This is a genomic window from Micromonospora sp. NPDC005553 (assembly GCF_042871765.1).
Lineage (GTDB): Bacteria > Actinomycetota > Actinomycetes > Mycobacteriales > Micromonosporaceae > Micromonospora.
Window position 1 is genome coordinate 562155 of sequence record NZ_JBIAJD010000006.1, and the last position, 19617, is coordinate 581771.

Below are 19617 nucleotides of genomic sequence, written 5' to 3' on the forward strand. Positions count from 1 at the left end.
ACGGGATGTTCGCGTGTTTGACACCTTGAGTGACCGCCTGTCCGGGATCTTCACCAAGCTCCGCGGCAAGGGGCGGCTCACCGACGCCGACATCGACGCCACCGCGCGCGAGATCCGCCTCGCGCTGCTGGAGGCGGACGTCGCGCTGCCGGTGGTCAAGGGCTTCATCGCGGCCGTCAAGGAGCGGGCCCGCAGCTCCGAGGTCTCCCAGGCGCTGAACCCGGCCCAGCAGATCATCAAGATCGTCAACGAAGAGCTGATCACTGTGCTCGGCGGCGAGGGCCGGCGGCTCCAGTTCGCCAAGCAGCCGCCGACCGTGATCATGTTGGCCGGCCTCCAGGGTTCCGGTAAGACGACCCTCGCCGGCAAGCTGGCCCGCTGGCTGAAGGGCCAGGGACACCAGCCGCTGCTCGTCGCCGCCGACCTCCAGCGCCCCAACGCCGTCGGGCAGCTCCAGGTGCTCGGTGGCCGGGCCGGTGTCGAGGTGTACGCCCCGGAGCCCGGCAACGGCACCGGTGACCCGGTGCAGGTGGCCCGCGCGTCGATCGAGCACGCGAAGCGCGCCGCCCGCGACATCGTCATCGTCGACACCGCCGGCCGCCTCGGCATCGACGCCGAGATGATGCAGCAGGCCGCCGACATCCGCGACGCCGTCTCGCCGGACGAGGTCATCTTCGTCATCGACGCGATGGTCGGTCAGGACGCCGTCCGCACCGCCGAGGCGTTCCGCGACGGCGTCGGCATCACCGGTGTGGTGCTCTCCAAGCTCGACGGCGATGCCCGTGGTGGTGCCGCGCTGTCGGTCCGTGAGGTCACCGGGCAGCCGATCCTGTTCGCCTCCACCGGTGAGAAACTGGAGGACTTCGACGTCTTCCACCCCGACCGGATGGCCAGCCGGATCCTCGGCATGGGCGACGTCCTCACTCTGATCGAGCAGGCCGAGCAGGCCTTCGACTCCGATCAGAAGGAGAAGATGACCGCCAAGCTGATGGGCGGTGAGCAGTTCACCCTTGACGACTTCCTCGAGCAGCTCATCGCGGTGCGGCGGATGGGCCCGATCGCCAACGTGCTGGCCATGATGCCGGGCATGGGGCAGATGAAGGACCAGCTCGCCGATCTGGACGACAGTCACTTCGACCGGGTCACCGCGATCATCAGGTCGATGACCCCGGGCGAGCGGACCAACCCGAAGATCATCAACGGTTCCCGCCGGGCGCGCATCGCCAACGGGTCTGGCGTCACCGTGATGGACGTCAACCAGCTGCTCAACCGCTTCGCCGACGCGCAGAAGATGATGAAGCAGATGGGCGGCATGATGGGCCTGCCCGGCGGTGGCCGCCGCAAGGCGACCAAGTCGCCGAAGAACAAGCGCAAGGGCACCAAGGGTGGCGGTCGTCCGCGTACCGGCGCCGGCGCCGGGATGCCCGCCGGTTTCCCGGGCGGCATGCCGCAGCTCCCGCCGGGGATGGACCCGAACGACCTCGCTGGCGGCCAGGGCCTGCCGCCCGGCTTCAAGCTTCCGAAGATCGACTTCAACAAGCTCGGCAAGGGCGGCGACAAGGGCCCGCGCTGACCTCGGTGCCGGTCGAGGACCACCTGCTCGCCCCCGACGGGGAGTGATCGGGTAGGACTGTGCGCATGGCTCTTCATGTGCGCGGCGTGCTGCTCCCCGACGACGAGGTCCGGGATCTCTGGCTGGTCGGCGACCGGGTGACCTTCACCCCCGTACCCGATGCCCGGACCGTCGTCGACGGCGGCTTCGTGTTGCCGGGGCTGGTCGACGCTCACTGCCACATCGGCATCGCCCGAGGTGGCGCCCCGATCACCTCACTCGACCAGGCCCGCGCGTTGGCCCACGTCGACCGGGACGCCGGGGTGCTGGCGATCCGGGACGCCGGCTCGCCGTACCCGTACCCCGAACTCGACGACGAGCCGGACCTGCCGCGACTGGCCCGCGCGGGCCAGCATGTCGCCCCGCCGAAGCGCTACCTGCGCGACATCGGGGTGGAGGTCGACGCGACCGAGGTGGCCGCCACTGTCGCCGCGCAGGCACGGGCCGGCAATGGCTGGGTCAAGCTGGTCGGCGACTGGATCGACCGTGGCGTCGGTGACCTGGCGCCGGCCTGGGACGCGGACACCCTCACCGCCGCCGTGCGGGCGGCGCACGACGCCGGGGTACGCGCCGCGGTGCACACCTTCTCCGAGTCGGCAGTCGAGATCATGGTGCGGGCCGGGGTGGACTCGGTGGAGCACGGCACCGGGCTCAGCCTCGACCTGATCGACGAGATGGCCCGCCAGGGCACCGCCCTGATCCCCACGATGATCAACATCGCCACCTTCGGGGGCATCGCCGAGCAGGCGCGAGGCAAGTTTCCCGGGTACGCCGACCACATGCTCGCGTTGCGCGACGGCTTCCCCGAGGTGGTGCGTGCCGCGTACGAGGCTGGGGTACCCATCTACGTGGGCACCGACGCCGGTGGCGGCATCGATCACGGGCTCGCCGCCGAGGAGATGCTGCTGCTGCACGAACGGGCCGGCATGGCACCGATCGACGTACTCGCCGCCGCCTCCTGGGGCGCCCGCGCGTGGCTCGGCTTCGCCGGCCTGGTCGAAGGCGGCCTCGCCGACCTGACCGTCTACCCCGAAGACCCCCGCAGAGACCTGCGCGTCGTCCGCGCCCCGTCCCGCACGATCCTTCGCGGCCGCGTCATCCGCTGACCTCCCGCGAGCGCCACACCGCCCGGGCCGGGCCGGGCCGAGCCGGCCGTGTCGCAAGATCGCGCTCGAACCAGGATGTAGTGGCCTCCGCGTTGGAGGATGCCACTACATCCATTATCGAGCGCGATCTTGACCTGGTTGCGAGATCAGCCGGGCCCCGAGAGAGAGATCCCCGCAACATCGGGGATGTTGCTGCCTCTTGCGCACCTGAGGCCGCAACATCCGGGAAGTTGCGCGGGCGCGGGGCGCGAGGGCGGGGTGGGGTGGGGGTCAGGGGAGTGGGCGGGCGGCGGCGCTGAAGAGGCGTACGGCGAGGTCGGCGAGGGCCGTGGCGGTCTGCTCGATCGGTTCGCGGGGGAGCACGATGTGGCTGACCACCAGGCGGACGATGGTGTCGGCGGCGAAGGTCAGCGCGGCCTGGTCCGCTCCGGGCAGGTGGTCGCCGGCCCAGTCGATCAGGGCGCCGGACGCCTCGGTGAGCACCACTTCGGCCCGGGTGGTGAGGTACGGCAGTAGTTCGTCCGAGCCGCCGCGGGCGCTGGTCAGGATCGCCTTGATCAGCGGGTTTTCCGCAGCCGTGGTGAGGGTGTTTGCGATGGCCGCGTACGCGCCGGCCCGCACGTCGGTGTCGTGGGCGAGCAGAGCGGCCCGGACGGCGCCGACGAACCGGTCCACCTCGGCGCGGGCGAGCGCCTCGGCCAGCCCTGCCTTGCTGCCGAACTCGTTGTAGACGGTCTGTCGGCTCACCCCTGCGGTGTTCGCGACGGCACCCATCCGGACTCCGTCCCATCCGGTCGCGACGGTCAGCGCGCGGGCGGCGTCGACGATGCCGGTCCGTACCGGGGTGGGGTCCCTCTGCTCAATCATGGTGGTCGAAGTGTAGGCCGGCGTGTCGGCCGGACCGGTCGACGATCGGGCCGGGTCAGCTGCCGGTGTCGGGCCACCCGGCGCACCCGGTTCGCGGCCTGGCGTGCCGGGTCGGGGGCCTCGGGCCCGGGGGTGGGAGCCGCTCCCCGGGCGTGCGGATGGAGGAAGGACATGGCGGCGGGGGCCGACGATGCCGCGCCCGAGCGCACCGCCCTGACGAGCGGCGCATAGTATGTGCGGTCATGGCACGCGTGCTCACTCCCCGTGCGGAGGATTTTCCCCGCTGGTACCAGGACCTGATCGCCAAGGCGAAGCTGGCCGACAACGGCCCGGTTCGCGGCACCATGGTCATCCGACCGGCCGGCTACGCCATCTGGGAGCGTATGCAGGCTGAGATGGACGCTCGGATCAAGGCGGCGGGGGCGGAGAACGCGTACTTCCCGTTGTTCATCCCCGAGAGCTACCTCAAGCGTGAGGCGGAGCACGTCGAGGGCTTCTCGCCGGAGCTGGCCGTCGTCACCCACGGTGGTGGCAAGCCGCTGGCGGAGCCGGTGGTGGTGCGTCCGACCAGCGAGACGGTCATCGGCGAGTTCATGGCCAAGTGGATCGACTCGTACCGGGACCTGCCGCTGCTGCTCAACCAGTGGGCGAACGTGGTCCGGTGGGAGCTTCGTCCGCGGATCTTCCTGCGTACCAGCGAGTTCCTCTGGCAGGAGGGGCACACCGCGCACGCCACCCGTGAGGACGCCCGGGCGTACGCGCGGCGGATCCTGCACGAGGCGTACGAGGACCTGATGGTCAACGTGATCGGCATTCCGGTGGTGGTCGGCCTGAAGACGAAGCGTGAGCGCTTCGCCGGGGCGACGGCCACGTACACCTGCGAAGGCATGATGGGCGACGGCAAGGCGTTGCAGCTGGGCACCAGCCACGAGCTGGGCCAGAACTTCGCCAAGGCGTTCGACATCAGCTACTCCTCCAAGGAGGGCGGCCGGGAGCACGCCTGGACCACCTCCTGGGGCACGTCCACCCGGATGCTCGGTGGCCTGATCATGGCGCACGGCGACGACAACGGCCTGCGCGTGCCGCCGAGGCTCGCGCCGATCCAGGCGTACGTCATGATCGTCAAGGACGGCGACGGCGTCGGCGAGGCGGCGGCCAAGCTGCGCGACGGCCTGCGCGACGCCGGTGTCCGGGTCGCGCTCGACGACCGGACCGACACCCCGTTCGGCCGCCGGGCCGTCGACGCCGAGCTGCGTGGCTATCCGGTACGCGTCGAAGTCGGCCCCCGTGACCTGGCCGTGGGCAACGCGACGGTGGTGCGTCGGACCGACGGTTCGAAGACCCCGACGCCGGTGGCGGACGTGGTCACCGCGGTGCTGGCCGCCCTGGAGACCGACCAGCAGGTGCTGCACGACCAGGCGCTGGCCAACCGCGAGTCGCGCACCGTCGAGGTGGCCACCCTGGCCGAGGCGATCGAGGCCGCCGCGACCGGCTGGGCGCGGGTGCCGTGGTCGGCGGTCGGCGTGGCCGGTGAGGCGGAGGCGAACGGTCAGGGCGTCACTGTGCGCTGCCTGCTGCGCGCCGACGGTTCGGTACCGGACTCGGAGGACGAGCCGGACCTGGTCGCCATCCTCGCCCGCGCCTACTGAGGTGCGGCCGGGCAACCCCGTCGACCGGTTCGAGCCGGGTCGGCTGATCATGCATCGGAACGTGCGGCACGGCCGGATCGGGTGGATCCGGCCGGCCCGCGTGGTCAGCGACGATGATCGAGGGTTGCTGGTCTGGATCGCCCGGGACTCGCCGGTGGCCCATGAGGTGACCGAGGCCGGGCTCAACATGCGGGCCATGCCTTTCGCCCAGTGGATCTCGTCGACCTACCGGTTGGCGCACGGACGCTGGAACGGCCCGCCGCTGTTGAAGTTCCTGCCCACGGGGGCGGCGCACTCCGTCTGGTGGTTCTCCGACGCCCAGGGCCGGTTCGCCCACTGGTACGTCAACCTCGAGGAGCCCGGTGTCCGCTGGGACGACGGCCCGGTGGCCGGCGTCGACGTGGTGGACCAGGACCTGGACGTGGTGGTGTGGCCGGATCGCAGCTGGGAGTGGAAGGACGAGGGTGAGTTCGTCGAGCGGCTCGCCTTCGGCGCCGACTACTGGGTGACCGACGAGAAGGCGGTCCGCGCCGAGGGGGAGCGGGTGATCGCGCTCGCCGAGGCTGGCGAGTTCCCGTTCGACGGCACCTGGTGTGATTTCACACCCCCACCGGAGTGGGGCATACCGGACAAACTGCCACCGGGATGGGATCGTCCGCCGGTGCGCTGAGCGGTGTCGAGGTCACCGGCAACGCGGTGTGCGGGTCCGATGCGGAAGATCGGCATCGGATCTGGCAGAATAGGTCGCTGGTATCCGGCGCGCGTCCGGCGCCCTCTAACCCGGGCGCGTCGCCAGTCCACCGAGTTGTCTCCGGCCCAACCCCACGGGTCCGGTCGGCGCTCACCCATGCACACCGCCCGCCTGGGCCGGTGAGATCGCAACAGGAGCGAAACAACTGTGGCCGTAAAGATCCGGCTCCTGCGGATGGGCAAGATCCGCAACCCGCAGTACCGCATCGTCATCGCCGACTCGCGCACCAAGCGTGACGGTCGGGCGATCGAGTTCGTCGGGGTTTACCAGCCCAAGGAAGACCCCTCGATCATCGAGGTCAAGTCGGAGCGGGTCCAGTACTGGCTGTCCGTCGGCGCTCAGCCGAGCGAGGCGGTGCAGCGTCTGCTGGAGCTGACCGGTGACTGGCAGAAGTACAAGGGCCTGCCGGCCCCGCCGCCGCTCCTGGTCGCCCCCGAGCGGGCCGACCGCAAGGCGGCGTACGAGGCTGAGGCGAAGGCCGCCGCCGGGCTCGCCCCGGAGACCCCGGCCAAGCCGGCCAAGAAGGCCGCCAAGGCTGCCGAGGCTCCGAAGACCGAGGCTCCGAAGACCGAGGCTCCGGCTGAGGCTCCGGCCGCCGAGGCGCCGAAGACCGAGGCTCCGGCCGCCGAGGCGCCGGCCGCTGCCGACGCCGGTGAGCAGGCCTGACATGCCACTGCGTCCGGCGTTGGAGCACCTGGTCAAGGGCATCGTCGACCACCCGGACGACGTCCGGGTGCGGTTGGTCGATTCCCGTCGGGGTAAGCGGCTCGAAGTCCGCGTGCACCCCGAGGACCTCGGCACTGTGATCGGGCGGTCCGGCCGGACCGCCAAGGCGCTGCGCCAGGTGATCGGCTCCATCGGCGGGCGCGGGGTTCGCGTCGACATCGTCGACTCGTACTGATGCAGCTCGTCGTCGGCAGGATCGGCAAGCCGCACGGTGTCCGCGGTGAGGTCACCGTGGAGGTGCGGACCGACGAGCCCGAGGCACGGTTCGCCCCCGGCACAGTGCTGCGCACTGAGCCGGGGGCGACGCCCCCGACTGCGTCCCCGCGCAGCAGCGGTGTGCTGCGCACTGAGCCGGGGGCGACGCCCCCGACTGCGTCCCCGCGCAGCAGCGGTGTGCTGCGCACTGAGCCGGGGGCGACACCCCCGCCGGCCAGCGATGAGCCCGGGGTGCCGTTCCGGGTGCCCGCGGAGCTGACCATCGAGGAAGCCCGCTTCCACCAGGGCCGGGTGCTGATCGCGTTCGAGGGCATCCCGGACCGCAACACCGCCGAGGCGCTGCGTGGGACGCTGCTCGTGGTGGACAGCGCCGACGTGACCCCACCGGACGACCCGGAGGAGTTCCACGACCACCAGTTGGTCGGGTTGGCCGTGGTGACCCCTGCCGGCGAACGCCTGGGCGAGGTCGCCCGCATCGACCACGCGCCCTCGTCCGACCTGCTGGTGCTGCGGCGCCCCGAGGGGCGTATCGCGTTGATCCCGTTCGTCCGGGCGATCGTTCCGGAGGTCGACCTGGCCGGCGGACGTGTGATCGTCGACCCGCCAGCCGGACTGCTCGACCTTTAGGACCAGCCCGCATGCGCGTCGACGTCGTGTCGATCTTTCCGGAGTACTTCGCCCCGCTGGACCTGTCGCTGATCGGACGGGCTCGGGCCAACGACGTACTCCAGCTCGCCGTGCACGACCTGCGGACCTGGACCCACGACGTGCACCGCACCGTCGACGACACCCCCTACGGTGGCGGGCCGGGAATGGTGATGCGCCCCGAGCCGTGGGGTGAGGCACTGGACGCCCTCGCGCCGCTCGACGCCCCGCCGCCACGGCTGCTGGTGCCGTCGCCGGCCGGTGCCCCCTTCACCCAGGCCATGGCGTACGAGTTGGCGGCCGAGTCGCATCTGCTCTTCGCCTGCGGCCGCTACGAGGGGATCGACCAGCGGGTCCTGGCGCACGCCGCCACCCGGATGCCGGTCACCGAGGTCTCGCTCGGTGACTACGTGCTCTTCGGCGGCGAGGTCGCGGTCCTGGTGATGCTGGAAGCGGTCACCCGGCTGCTGCCCGGGGTGCTGGGCAACGCGGGCTCGTTGGACGAGGAGTCGCACGCGCACGGGCTGCTGGAGGCGCCGATCTACACCAAGCCGCCGAGTTGGCGTGGGCACGACGTGCCGGACGTGCTCCGCTCCGGTGACCACGGCAGGATCGCCCGCTGGCGGCGCGAGGAGGGTCTGCTGCGCACGGCCGCCCGCCGGCCGGATCTGCTGGCCGCGCTGCCGGCCGATCGGCTCGACAAACGGGACATCGCGGCCCTGGACCAGGCTGGATTTCAACCTCCACCGGGGGATGTGGCAAAGTAGGGGGGTTGCCGCATCCGTCCGCGCCCGCGGTCGGCTGCGAGGATCCCCGACCGGGGTCGGTCCGCCGATCACCACCCGGGAATCAGAATCACCCACCCGCGCACCGAGTGACGGTGCGCCGTGAGCCTTACGAGGACGCAGCGATGAACATCCTGGACGCCCTTGACGCCCAGTCGAAGCGGACCGACCTTCCCGACTTCCGGGCCGGTGACACCGTCAAGGTGCACGCCCGCGTCGTCGAGGGCAACCGGTCCCGTGTCCAGATCTTCCAGGGCGTCGTGATCCGCCGCCAGGGTGACGGTCTGCGCGAGACCTTCTCGGTCCGCAAGGTCAGCTTCGGTGTCGGCGTCGAGCGGACCTACCCGCTCAACGGCCCGGGCATCGACCGGATCGAGGTCGTGACCCGCGGTGCCGTGCGTCGCGCCAAGCTCTACTACCTGCGCGAGCTCCGCGGCAAGAAGGCCAAGATCAAGGAGAAGCGGGAGAAGCAGCCCAGCTGACTTCCCGCTCGCCACGCCGCCCGAGCTGCGCGTATGCCGTACCGACCAGAGGGCACTACCCTGGTCGGTACGGGCGCAGCGAGGCAGCGGTCCCGCCCAGGTGGCGGGTAGTTGTCCACTACCGCCCGTGGAGCCTCGACGAGGCTCCCGGGCGGTGGTGTTTTCTGCGGACCGGGGAGTGGCGTGGTGCAGACGCTTGACGAGGACGGCACCGTCGATCCGTGGCGCCGACGGGCTCGCCGCACCCGCCGGCAGATGCCGCTCTGGCAGGAGTTGCCGCTGCTGCTGGTGGTCGCGTTCTGCCTCGCGGTGCTGATCCGCACCTTCCTGCTCCAGGCGTTCTTCATTCCGTCCGGCTCGATGGAGGACACCCTCCTCGTCGGTGACCGGGTGCTGGTCAACAAGGTCGTCTACGACGTTCGTGACCCGCTGCGCGGCGAGGTGGTGGTCTTCCGGGGCACCGACCGCTGGGCGCCGCAGGTCGACGAGCAGCCGAAGCCCGGCGTCGGCGGCCGGCTCGCCCGCACCGTCGGCGATCTGGTCGGGGTGAGCCGCCCCGGTGAGAAGGACTTCATCAAGCGGGTGATCGGTCTGCCCGGTGACCGGGTCAAGTGCTGCGACAGTCAGGGCCGGGTGACCGTCAACGGCGTCCCGCTCAACGAGTCGTACGTCCTGCGGGACTCACCCCTGGACCTGCCACCCAACCCGGCGGAGTGTCGCTCCCGGCGCTTCGACGAGATCGTCGTGCCACCCGGTCAGATCTTCGTGATGGGTGACCACCGTGAGGTCTCCCAGGACGCGCGTTGCCAGGGGCCGGTGCCGATCGACAACGTGGTCGGCCGGGCCTTCATGGTGGTCTGGCCGTCGTCGCGGTGGAGCGCGCTGTCGGTGCCGTCCACGTTCGATGACGTCTCCGGGCCGGCCACGGCGTCCCCCGGTGCGACTCCGGCGCGACCGACTCCGCAGGGCGGTGTGCTGCTGATGCTTCCGTTGGCAGCCGCGCTACGTGGTTCCCGCGCGTTCCGGACGGTGCCGTCCAGCCGGGCAACGTAGGCTCCTTGGCGTGATTGACGAGCAGACCGACAAGCCGCGCAGCTCCTTCTGGAAGGAGCTGCCGATCCTGCTGGGTGTGGCGATCCTGGTCGCGGTGCTGGTCCGCGCCTTCGTGCTGCAGACCTTCTTCATCCCCTCCCCGTCCATGGAAAACACTCTCAAGATCGATGACCGGGTGCTGGTCAACAAGCTGGTCTACGACTTCCGGTCACCGCACCGCGGCGAGGTGATCGTGTTCAAGGCACCGACCGCGTGGAGCGGCAACCCCGACGGTGAGGACTTCATCAAGCGGGTGATCGGCACCCCCGGCGACCACGTGGTCTGCTGCGACCCCGAGGAACGGCTGGTGATCAACGGCAAGTCGCTGGACGAGCCGTACATCTTCTCCATGGACGGGATTCGCGACAAGGCCGCCGACCAGGAGTTCGACATCACCGTGCCGGAGGGCCGGCTGTGGGTGATGGGCGACCACCGCTCCGCCTCCGGCGACTCACTTGAGCACTGGCAGCAGTCCCAGCAGGACATCACCGAGGCCACCATCCCCGAGAAAGATGTGGTCGGGCGGGCGTTCACCGTCTTCTGGCCGGTCAACCGGGCCACCTGGCTGACGGTGCCCGACGGGTTCGACGGCATCCCCAAGCCGTAGGCCGACGGGGCGTGGGCGATCCGCCGTCGGTCTGGCAGGCTGGTGCGGTGACCGTCTACACCCCTCGACGCGCGGCTCGCGTGCTGCTCGTCGACGCGGCCGGCCAGGTGCTGCTGTTCGAGGGCTTCGACCCGGCTCGACCTGGGCACCACTACTGGTTCACGCCGGGCGGTGGGCTGGATCCGGGAGAGGCGCCGGCGGTTGCCGCTGCCCGGGAGTTGGCCGAGGAGACCGGGCTGCGGGTCGACCCGGCCGAGTTGGGCGAGCCGGTCTGGTCCGACACGACCGAGTTCCCGTTCGACGGCGGGTGGTATCGCCAGGTGCAGGATTTCTTCGTCCTCCGGGTGCCGTCCTGGGAGGTGGACACGGGTGGCTTCAGTGACATCGAGCAGCGCAGCATCGCCGGTCACCGCTGGTGGCTGCCGGACGCCCTCGTGGCCAGCGGCGACCGCTTCTACCCCGCCGAATTGCCCGCGTTGCTGAGCCAGTTCCTGCCCCCGACCTCCGGGGTGGAGACGTCGTGCTGACCCCACCGCGCACCGTGGTGCGCCGCGAGGCCGGCCTGTACGCCCTCGAACGGGCGTTGCAGCGGCGCGGCTTCCGACACGTCGCCGGCGCCGACGAGGCCGGCCGGGGGGCGTGTGCCGGTCCGCTGGTCGCCGCCGCGGCGGTGCTGCCCGAGGGTCGGCGCGGCGAGATCGAGGGGCTGGCCGACTCGAAGCTGCTCACCCCGGCCAGCCGGGAACGGGTGTACGCGGAGGTGGTGGACCGCGCGCTCGCGTACGCCGTTGTGGTCATCCCGGCCGAGGAGGTCGACGCCCGGGGTCTGCACGTGTGCAACCTGGCCGCGATGCGCCGGGCGCTCGCCTCGCTCACCACCCGCCCGGAGTACGTGCTGACCGACGGGTTCGGCGTGGACGGCCTGGGCGTGCCCGGGTTGGCGGTGTGGAAGGGCGACCGGGTGGCCGCGTGTGTGGCGGCGGCCAGTGTGCTGGCCAAGGTCACCCGGGACCGGCTCATGGTGGAGTTGGACGGGGTGTTCCCGGCGTACGGCTTCGCCGAGCACAAGGGCTACATCACCCCGGAACACTCGGCCGCGTTGCGGGAGCACGGGCCGTGCCGGGAGCACCGGTTCTCGTACGTCAATGTCGCCGCGGTCTCCGGCCGCGACGGCCGGCCGCCGCGCGCCCGACGGCCCGGCGGCCACGGCCCGGACGAGCCGATGGAGCGCTCGTGGGCGTCAGGGGGTACCGTCGGCGTGGCGTTGGGCGAGCAGCCTCGGCCTCCGACGCCGGTGGGGGAAGATGTGGCCATGGAAGGCGGAGTGCGATGAGCGCGGAAGATCTCGAGAAGTACGAGACCGAGATGGAGCTGCAGCTCTACCGGGAGTACCGCGACATTGTCCGCCAATTCTCCTACGTGGTGGAGACGGAGCGCCGGTTCTACCTGGCCAACCAGGTCGACCTGCACGTGCGTAACTCCGACGGCGAGGTCTACTTCGAGGTCGAGATGCACGACGCCTGGGTATGGGACATGTACCGTCCTGCCCGCTTCGTGAAGAACGTCCGGGTGATGACCTTCAAGGACGTCAACGTCGAGGAGCTCGAGAAGCCCGACATCTCACTGCCCGCCGACTCTGGCTTCGGCGGCTGAGCGCACCCGAGCCGCCGGGCCGTGCCACGGGGCCCCCACCCGTGGCCTGACACTCGCCGCCGATCACTCGGTCGGCACCACGACCTCGACCCGCTGCACCATGTTGTTGGCGAAGCCGCCACGGTTCCACTGTTGCTCGACCGCCTGGGTCCGCCCGGACGCGTCGGTCGCCCGCGCGCCGAGCACGTACCGGCCGGGGGTGGCGACCCACTCGTGCCGCCAGCGCCGCCAGGCGAAGTCCCCCGCGTCCGCCGGGTCCAGCTCGGCCGGCACCCAGCTCCGCCCGCCGTCGGTGGTCACCTCCACGGCGACCACCGGGGCGTGCCCCGACCAGGCCCGACCATCCAGCGTGCACGGGCCCTGTCGCAGCACCCGACGACGGGACATGAAGTCGGGGAAGCCGGGCGGACGGACCAGCGCCCGTGGCTCGATCCGGGTGACCGGCACGCCCGGGTCGTCCGCGTCGCGACGTACGCGGTAGGCCACCGCGTTCTGGTACCCCTCGAACGGCTCGGTCCGCAGCTCGATCGAGTGGACCCACTTCACGTGCGCCATTCCGTACCAGCCCGGCACGATCAGCCGCAGCGGCGCGCCATGCTGCGGCAGCAGGGGAGCGCCGTTCATCTCGTACGCCAGCAGCACCTCCTCGCGCAGCGCGTCGGCGACCGGAAGCGCCCGCTGGTAGTCCTGCTCGATTCCACGCTCCACACCGTGATCGGCGCCGGTGAAGACCACGTCCACCGCATCCGGGTCGACGCCCGCCTCCCGCAGCAGCGGAGCGAGGGGGGTGCCGGTCCACTCCGCGTTGCCGACCGCCTCGACCAGCCAGGGCTGGCTGACCGGTCGAGGGTGCAGCAGGGCTCGCCCATTGCCGGCGCACTCCAGTGTCACCTGCCGGGTGACGCGGGGCCGCTCGCGCAGATCGGCGAGGGTGACAGTCAACTGACTGTCGACCGCGCCGCCGATGGTCAGTGTGTGCGTCTCCGGGTCGAGCTCCGGGATGTCGTAGTGGATCAGCAGGTAGTGCAACCCGGCCGGGGTGACGTCGTAGCGCAGCGCCTCCAACGGGATGCCGTGGTTGCGGGCCGCGAGCTGCAGCTCCTCGGCGCTGATCGTCTCGTCCGGCTCCGCGAGCCGGGACGGGCCGCTCACGTCGGCCACAGTGGGCCCGGTGGGGGACGACGTCCGGTCATCGAGAGTGGTCATGCGGCCTCCCCGGCACAGACGGCGGCACCCGCCGTACGCGGCCCAGCCTAGGCCCTGCGTGGCGGCCCGAGAACGGCACCGGAGCTGCGGCCGCGTTCTCGCGGCGGGCCGTGGCCATCGTTCCGCCGTCTCGGGCATAGCAGATCATCGAGGGCGTCGGGTGGTCGTCCACAGCGCCTCCGGTTGTCCACAGCCTCGTCGGCCGGGCTGGCGGACGACCCGGCGTCGGCCGGAGGCTGCCGTCATGCGACAGCCATCCGTCCGCTCGATCCGCCGCACTGTGCTGCTCTGCGCCGCGCTCCCGCTCGCGCTGACCGTCCAGCTCTGCGGGCTGGCGGTGCTGGCAGCGGCGGTGCCCGGCCAACCCCCGACCCCGACCGTGCCGGTCGCGGCCCTGGGGGAGCCGATCGTCGCCCCGACGCCCGCCGGGCGGTTTCGCTGGCCGCTCGACGGGCCACCCCGTCCGGTGCGCCGCTTCGACCCGCCGCCGCGACCGTGGCTGCCCGGCCATCGCGGCGTCGACCTGGCCGCTCCCGCTGGCGCGGTGGTCCGCAGCGCCGGGCCGGGCACCGTGCTCTTCGCCGGTCTGGTGGCCGGTCGACCAGTGGTCACCGTGGGGCACGCCGACGGGCTGCGGACCACTCACGAGCCGGTCCGACCCGGCGTACGCTCCGGCCAGCCGGTCACCGCCGGCGCGCCGCTGGGCGAGCTGCTGCCCGGGCATCCGGGGTGCCCGGCCGAGGCGTGCCTGCACTGGGGCCTGCGCCGCGGCGAGGACTATCTTGACCCGCTGGCCCTGCTCGGCCTCGGCCCGGTGCGCCTGCTCCCGGTCGGCCCGGCCCGGGTGTCCGCTCCCGGCCGTCCGGTCAGCGCTGGGCGAGCAGTGCCGGCAGCCGTGCTGCCAGCCGTTCGTACTCGTCGGTGGCGTTGTAGACCTGGCCGGTGAGCCGCAGCCACCCCCGGCCGTTCCAGCTCATCACCGCCACCTCGGCGGCGAGCCGCTCACCGATCCGCGCCTGCAACGCCCGCGCCGCGTCGATCGTGGTGCCAGTGCCGGCCGGCAGCGGGATGAGCCGCAGAGCCACCCCCGACCCGCCGGGGTCGGGCAGATCGGCGGGGGCCACCCCCAGGGCGTCCCCCACCACCCGCTGGCCGTACGCGGCGAGCGCCGCGTTGTGCGCCCGCACCCGGTCGACGCCGAGGCTGCGCATCGTGAACAGGCCCGCCGGGGCGGCCAGCCAGGACGTGTAGTCGAGCGTGGCCTGCCACTCGAGCCGGGCCGGGAAACCCGACTCCTGCTCCCAGGACACCACCAGCGGCTCGATCCGGTCCCGCCACTGCGGTGCCACAGCCAGCAGGGCGGTCCCACGCGGTGCGAACGCCCACTTGTGCAGGTTGCCCACCCAGAAGTCCGCGCCGATGCCGGCCACCGAAATGGGCAGCATGCCCGGGGCGTGCGCGGCGTCCACCAGGACCGGCACGCCGTGTTCGCGGGCCACCCCGACGATGGCGGCGGTCGGAAAGAGCTTCGCGGTGGCCGAGGTGAGCTGGTCGATGACGAGCAACCGGGTCCGCCCTGGGCGCAGGCCGGCGCGGATGCTCTGCACGATCTGCTCGTCGGTGGCGGTCAGGGGGATCGGCAGGCCTCGGCTGACCGCGCCGGTGCGGCGGCACTCGCGTTGGATCGCCAGGCTCACCGCCCCGTACTCGTGGTCGGTGCTCAGCACCTCGTCGCCGGCCTTGAGACCAATCGACTGGAGCACCACCGCGACGCCGGTGGTGGTGTTGCCCACCAGGGCGCTGCCGTCCGGGTCGGCGCCCAGGAACCCGGCGAGGTGCCGGCGGGTGTGCGCGATCCGGTCCACCAGCCCCTGGGTGAAGAAGCGCAGCGGGTTCGCCTCCATCTCGTCGCGCAGCCGCTGCTGGGCGCGCTGCACGTTGATCGGCACCGCGCCGAACGAGCCATGGTTGAGGTGGCTGACCGCCGGGTCCAGGGAGAAGAGCAGGCGGGCGCCCGGGATCGGCTCAGGAGGATTCGGGACGCTCACCTGATGATCGTAACCGCCACGCTCGCGCGCCCGCGGCCCTTGATCAGGGCGGGCGTGCGCGCTCTCCGGCCCTTGATCAGGCGCGCGGGTGCGCCTGCCGGTAGGCGGTACGCAGCCGCTCGACCGAGACGTGGGTGTAGATCTGCGTGCTCGCCAGCGACGAGTGGCCGAGCAGTTCCTGCACGGCGCGCAGGTCCGCGCCACCCTCCAGGAGGTGGGTGGCAGCGGAGTGGCGCAGATCGTGCGGGCTGGTCGGGGGGAGCCCGGCGGCCTCGGCGTACGCACCGACAACCTGACGGGCGGTCGTCGGGTTGAGCCGACCACCCCGCGCACCCAGCAGCAGCGCGTCGCCGGAGCGGGCGCCCACCATCACCGGGCGGCCACGGCGCAGCCAGTCGTCCAACGCCCGCTGGGCGGGCACCCCGTACGGCACCGAGCGCTCCCGCCCGCCCTTGCCGAACACCCGGATCACCCGTCGGCCGTGGTCGACGTCCCCGACGTCCAACCCACAGGCCTCGCTGACCCGTACGCCGGTCGCGTAGAGCAGCTCCAACAGCACCCGGTCCCGGAGCGGAACCGCCTCGGCGGCTTCGCTCGGGCCCGACTCCGTTGGCGGGTTCGGGGGAGGTGCCTGCCGGGACGGCGCCTCGACCAGAGCGGCGGCCTGATCGGCGCGCAGCACGCTGGGCAGATCCCGGTGCGCGCGAGGGCTGGCCAGCGCGGCGCCCACGTCGGCGGGGAGCAGGCCGGCCCGGTGTGCCCAGGCGCTGAATGCCCGCGCCGACGCGGCCCGCCGGGCCAACGACGTGCGGGCCGCACCCGTGGTGCGCTGCCGCGCCAGCCAACTGCGCAGCACTGACAGGTCCAGCTCGGCGAGGTCGACGCAGCCCATCCGGACGGCGTGGTCGAGCAGCGAGACCAGATCGGTGACGTACGCGCGGACGGTGTGCGCCGAGCGGTTACGGACCCGGGACAGGTGCTCGGCGAAGTCGTCGACAGCGTCGCGCAACGCTGGCGGGAGTGCCTGGTGCATGGCCCGGGTGCCCCGGTCCGGTCGGCTCATCGTGGCCACGCCGACGTGCCGGCCGGTTCCTCGGCCCCGGCACCCTCACTGACGGCTGACACGGCACCAGCCTACGGCCGGTCCGCGGCCGCCACCGAACACGACGCTGCCGGCGTCCACCCCCGACTAGCGGCGGTTGTTCCTCTTGCTCAGCAACACGACCAGGCCGACAACGAGCACGGCGGTCACGGCGAGACAGCAGAGCACGCTGATGTGCCACGGCTTGATTGCACCCATGAGCGGGCACGGTACCGGCAGTGTCGGCTGGCCGGGATCCCGACGGCGAGAGGCTGCCAGGATCCCGACCGCGAGAAGGCACGGGTATCCGGACGACCACGCCGGCCGGGCTGCGCTGACGCATCCCTTCAGGCAACAGGCCGACCGGACGTCTCCGCCGCCGCACGCTGCTGTCTGGCGGGTACGGCGAGGGCGTAGCCGTCGTCACGACGGACCACCATGGACAGTTCCTCCAGCAGAGACAGCTTGCGCAACGCGGTCCGTACGTCGACGCCGGCGCGCGCGGAGAGCCGGTCCACGCCCATCGCGCCACGGCGGGGCAGCGCCTCCAGCAGCGACCGCGCGTCGTCATCCAACGCGTCGGTGGCCCGCTGCGGTCCACGCGCCAGCGGGGCCAGGTCCGCGCCGATCCGACCCACCTCCTCCAACACGTGCGCCACCCCGGTGACCAGCCGGACCTTGTCGGGGAACTCGCGCAGGAACTCGTGCGCGCCGACGGACATCGCCGAGGTCACCGGCCCCGGCACCACCATGGCCACCCGATCGGCGTGGACGGCTCGCCGCGCGGTCTGCGTCGCGCCACTGCGCGCCGACGCCTCCACCACGACGGTGCCCCGGGTGCCCGCGGCGATCACCCGGTTGCGGATCAGGAACCGGGGCCGCAGCGGCTCGGCACCGGGCGGCCACTCGCTGACCAGCAGCCCCGTCTCGGCGATCCGGTCGAAGAGCGCGGCGTTGCCCATCGGGTACGGACGGTCGAGCCCGCAGGCGAGCACCGCGACGGTCAGACCGCCAGCGGTGAGTGCGCCCCGGTGGGCGGCGGCGTCGATGCCGAACGCGCCACCGGACACGATTGTCCAGTCCCGCTCCGCCAAGCCGTACCCCAGCTCGGTCGCGACGTGCTGCCCGTATCCGGTGGCCGCCCGCGCCCCGACCACGGCCACCGAACGATCCAGAGCCTCGCCGAGCGGCCAGCTCCCGCGCACCCAGAAGCACAGCGGCGGGGCGGTCTCAGCGTCCACCCGGCGGCTGACGTCCGGCAGCCGCAACGCGGCCAGGCTGGCGACCTGGGCCGGCCACTCCTCGTCGTCCGGCGTGACCAGGCGGGCACCCAGTCGGTCGGCCCGCTCCAGGGCCTCCACGGCCACCGCCCTCGCGTCGCCGGCCGCCGAGCGTGCGGCGACAGTGGTGTGCAGCCAGCCGTCCGGACTGCCCCCGTCGAGCAGCAGTTCCAGGGTTTCCACCGGACCGTGCCGTTCGACCAGGTGATGCACAGCGCGCGTGCCCGGCTCGGCCAACCAGGTCAGGGCGACCCGGGCCAGCCGTCGTTCCTCCTCGGCGCTCATGCCGCCTCCCCCGTCCGTAGTTGAAGCGCCTCCCGGACGTCGTCCTGGTCAGGTCGGTCGCGGCCGTCGAGATCGGCGATGGTCCAGGCCATTCGGATCACCCGGTCGAAGCCGCGCGCCGACAGCGAGCCGGAGTCGAGCCGGCCCCGCAGTTCCACGGTGACCCGGGCCGGTAGCCGCCACGGCGGTCGGCGCAGGTGCGGCCCTTCCACCTCGGCGTTGAGCCGTCGGCCGAGGTCTGCCCAGCGGCTGGCCGCCGCCTGCCGGGCCGCCGCCACCCGGGCGGCGACCGTCGCCGAGGGTTCGACACCGCCGTCGGTCGCCATCAGCTCGGCCGCCCGCACCGGCATCAGCCGCACCTGGACGTCGATCCGGTCGAGCAGCGGCCCGGAGAGCCTTCCCAGGTAGCGGCGGCGAGCCAGCGGCGAACACTCGCAGTGCGCGTCGCCAGCCGGTTTTGCGCACGGACACGGGTTGGCAGCCAGCACCAGCTGGGTCCGGGCCGGATAGACGGTGCCGCCCCCGCTGCGGCTCAGCTGGATGCGGCCGTGCTCCAGCGGCTGGCGCAGCGCCTCCAGCGCGCCCTTGCTGAACTCGGGAGCCTCGTCCAGGAAGAGCACCCCGCGATGCGCCAGCGACACCGCGCCGGGTCGGGCCAGCCCCGAGCCACCCCCGACCAGCGCCGGAACGGTCGCGGTGTGGTGCGGCGCCTGGAACGGCGGGCGACGCAGCAGCCGACCACCCGGCGGCAGCAGCCCGGCGACCGAGTGCAGCGCGGTGACCTCCAGCGCCGCGTCGTCGTCCAGTTCGGGCAGGATCGACGGCAGCCGTTCGGCGAGCATCGTCTTGCCGGCGCCCGGTGGGCCGAGGAGTGCCACGTGGTGCCCGCCGGCCGCGGCGACCTCCAAGGCGCGCCGACCCAGCTGCTGCCCGGCGACGTCGGCGAGATCCGGCCCACCGCTCAGCGGCTCCGGGATGTCCGCCGGTGGTTCGATCAGCGGGGTCCCGTCCCGAACGAAGGCGACGAGCCGGTGCAGGTTGTCCACCGCTCGCACCCGTACGCCGGGGATGACGGCGGCCTCGGCGGCGTTGCCGACCGGGACGATCACCCGCGCGACGCCGGCCTGGGCCGCGGCGGCGACCATCGGGAGTACGCCGCGCACCGGCCGGACCGTCCCGTCGAGCCCCAGCTCGCCGAGGACCACCACTCCCTCCAGCGGGAGCAGCGGCAACTCACCCGAGCCGCCCAGCAGCGCCGCGGCGATGGCCAGATCGAAGGCCGAGCCGAACTTCGGCAGCGTGGCGGGCAGCAGGTTGAGGGTGATCCGCCGGTTGGGCCAGCGCTGGCCGGAGTTGACCACGGCGGCGCGGACCCGGTCGCGGGCCTCGTGCAGGGCGGTGTCCGGCAGGCCGGAGATCACCACCGCCGGCAGGCCGGCGGCCAGGTCGGCCTCCACCTCGACGAGGTGTCCGGTCACCCCGACCAACCCCACGCAGAGCACCTTGGCGTAGCTCACGGCACATCA

20 protein-coding genes and 1 pseudogene are annotated in these 19617 nt (G+C 72.3%); 15 read left to right on the forward strand and 6 right to left on the reverse strand.

The genetic code is table 11. From position 1 onward, the window contains the following. Positions 1-13 precede the first annotated feature (13 nt). Both ffh and ACFYPG_RS26500 read left to right on the forward strand, forming a co-directional pair. Positions 14-1573, forward strand: coding sequence for a signal recognition particle protein (gene ffh / locus ACFYPG_RS26495; RefSeq protein ID WP_387354208.1), 1560 nt, complete (start codon positions 14-16; stop codon positions 1571-1573). Between the two features lie 65 nt (positions 1574-1638). Beyond that, the gene (locus ACFYPG_RS26500) at positions 1639-2718 is read left to right on the forward strand and encodes an amidohydrolase family protein (RefSeq protein ID WP_387354209.1); all 1080 of its coding nucleotides are present in this window, start codon (positions 1639-1641) and stop codon (positions 2716-2718) included. A gap of 270 nt (positions 2719-2988) precedes the next feature. On the opposite strand, the gene ACFYPG_RS26505 is transcribed toward ACFYPG_RS26500, so the two are convergent. After that, positions 2989-3585 (reverse strand): TetR family transcriptional regulator, encoded by a 597-nt coding sequence (locus ACFYPG_RS26505; RefSeq protein ID WP_355005247.1) that lies wholly within the window; start codon positions 3583-3585, stop codon positions 2989-2991. Between the two features lie 242 nt (positions 3586-3827). On the opposite strand from ACFYPG_RS26505, the gene proS reads away from it, so the two are divergent. The 12 genes from proS (at position 3828) to ACFYPG_RS26565 (ending at position 12191) form a co-directional block, all read left to right on the forward strand. Next, a complete protein-coding gene (gene proS, locus ACFYPG_RS26510; RefSeq protein ID WP_355005246.1) occupies positions 3828-5234 on the forward strand; it encodes a proline--tRNA ligase in 1407 nt (468 codons plus the stop codon). Positions 5235-5283: 49 nt separating this feature from the next. Then, positions 5284-5904, forward strand: a complete 621-nt coding sequence (locus ACFYPG_RS26515; protein ID WP_387354210.1) for a DUF402 domain-containing protein — start codon at positions 5284-5286, stop codon at positions 5902-5904. A 228-nt stretch (positions 5905-6132) separates the two neighbouring features. After that, positions 6133-6651 carry a 30S ribosomal protein S16 gene (gene rpsP, locus ACFYPG_RS26520; RefSeq protein WP_355005244.1) on the forward strand — a complete coding sequence of 173 codons (519 nt, stop codon included), beginning with the start codon at positions 6133-6135 and terminating at the stop codon, positions 6649-6651. Then, positions 6626-6886, forward strand: a complete 261-nt coding sequence (locus ACFYPG_RS26525; RefSeq protein WP_186718042.1) for an RNA-binding protein — start codon at positions 6626-6628, stop codon at positions 6884-6886. Before rpsP ends, ACFYPG_RS26525 begins: the two co-directional genes overlap by 26 nt. After that, entirely contained in the window at positions 6886-7554 is a 669-nt protein-coding gene (gene rimM / locus ACFYPG_RS26530) for a ribosome maturation factor RimM (protein ID WP_355005243.1), read from the forward strand. Before ACFYPG_RS26525 ends, rimM begins: the two co-directional genes overlap by 1 nt. Positions 7555-7565: 11 nt before the next feature. After that, positions 7566-8339 carry a tRNA (guanosine(37)-N1)-methyltransferase TrmD gene (gene trmD, locus ACFYPG_RS26535; protein ID WP_355005242.1) on the forward strand — a complete coding sequence of 258 codons (774 nt, stop codon included), beginning with the start codon at positions 7566-7568 and terminating at the stop codon, positions 8337-8339. Between the two features lie 143 nt (positions 8340-8482). After that, positions 8483-8839 (forward strand): 50S ribosomal protein L19, encoded by a 357-nt coding sequence (gene rplS, locus ACFYPG_RS26540; protein WP_088991045.1) that lies wholly within the window; start codon positions 8483-8485, stop codon positions 8837-8839. Positions 8840-9022: 183 nt separating this feature from the next. After that, positions 9023-9892 carry a signal peptidase I gene (lepB, locus tag ACFYPG_RS26545; protein ID WP_387354211.1) on the forward strand — a complete coding sequence of 290 codons (870 nt, stop codon included), beginning with the start codon at positions 9023-9025 and terminating at the stop codon, positions 9890-9892. Between the two features lie 10 nt (positions 9893-9902). Beyond that, entirely contained in the window at positions 9903-10538 is a 636-nt protein-coding gene (gene lepB / locus ACFYPG_RS26550; protein WP_355005240.1) for a signal peptidase I, read from the forward strand. 47 nt (positions 10539-10585) lie between these two features. Continuing rightward, complete coding sequence (locus tag ACFYPG_RS26555) at positions 10586-11065, forward strand: NUDIX hydrolase (protein WP_387354212.1); 480 nt, start codon at positions 10586-10588, stop codon at positions 11063-11065. Then, the gene (locus ACFYPG_RS26560; RefSeq protein WP_112699866.1) at positions 11059-11871 is read left to right on the forward strand and encodes a ribonuclease HII; all 813 of its coding nucleotides are present in this window, start codon (positions 11059-11061) and stop codon (positions 11869-11871) included. Before ACFYPG_RS26555 ends, ACFYPG_RS26560 begins: the two co-directional genes overlap by 7 nt. After that, a complete protein-coding gene (locus ACFYPG_RS26565) occupies positions 11868-12191 on the forward strand; it encodes a DUF2469 domain-containing protein (protein ID WP_007075222.1) in 324 nt (107 codons plus the stop codon). The genes ACFYPG_RS26560 and ACFYPG_RS26565 overlap by 4 nt, the downstream gene beginning before the upstream one ends. A 63-nt stretch (positions 12192-12254) precedes the next feature. On the opposite strand, the gene ACFYPG_RS26570 is transcribed toward ACFYPG_RS26565, so the two are convergent. Beyond that, complete coding sequence (locus ACFYPG_RS26570) at positions 12255-13397, reverse strand: sulfite oxidase (RefSeq protein WP_387354213.1); 1143 nt, start codon at positions 13395-13397, stop codon at positions 12255-12257. A gap of 244 nt (positions 13398-13641) precedes the next feature. Between ACFYPG_RS26570 and ACFYPG_RS26575 the strand changes: the two are divergent. Beyond that, a pseudogene (locus ACFYPG_RS26575) lies at positions 13642-14241 on the forward strand (murein hydrolase activator EnvC family protein); the annotation flags it as partial. A 22-nt stretch (positions 14242-14263) separates the two neighbouring features. On the opposite strand, the gene ACFYPG_RS26580 reads toward ACFYPG_RS26575, so the two are convergent. The 4 genes from ACFYPG_RS26580 to ACFYPG_RS26595 all read right to left on the reverse strand — a co-directional run bounded on the left by ACFYPG_RS26580 (position 14264) and on the right by ACFYPG_RS26595 (position 19608). Next, complete coding sequence (locus ACFYPG_RS26580) at positions 14264-15445, reverse strand: aminotransferase class V-fold PLP-dependent enzyme (protein ID WP_387354214.1); 1182 nt, start codon at positions 15443-15445, stop codon at positions 14264-14266. Between the two features lie 76 nt (positions 15446-15521). Beyond that, on the reverse strand, positions 15522-16508 hold the full coding sequence (locus ACFYPG_RS26585) for a tyrosine recombinase XerC (protein WP_387354215.1): 987 nt from the start codon (positions 16506-16508) through the stop codon (positions 15522-15524). Positions 16509-16873: 365 nt separating this feature from the next. Beyond that, a complete protein-coding gene (gene dprA / locus ACFYPG_RS26590; protein WP_387354216.1) occupies positions 16874-18091 on the reverse strand; it encodes a DNA-processing protein DprA in 1218 nt (405 codons plus the stop codon). Continuing rightward, positions 18088-19608, reverse strand: coding sequence for a YifB family Mg chelatase-like AAA ATPase (locus ACFYPG_RS26595; RefSeq protein WP_387354217.1), 1521 nt, complete (start codon positions 19606-19608; stop codon positions 18088-18090). The genes dprA and ACFYPG_RS26595 overlap by 4 nt, the downstream gene beginning before the upstream one ends. Positions 19609-19617: the final 9 nt, after the last annotated feature.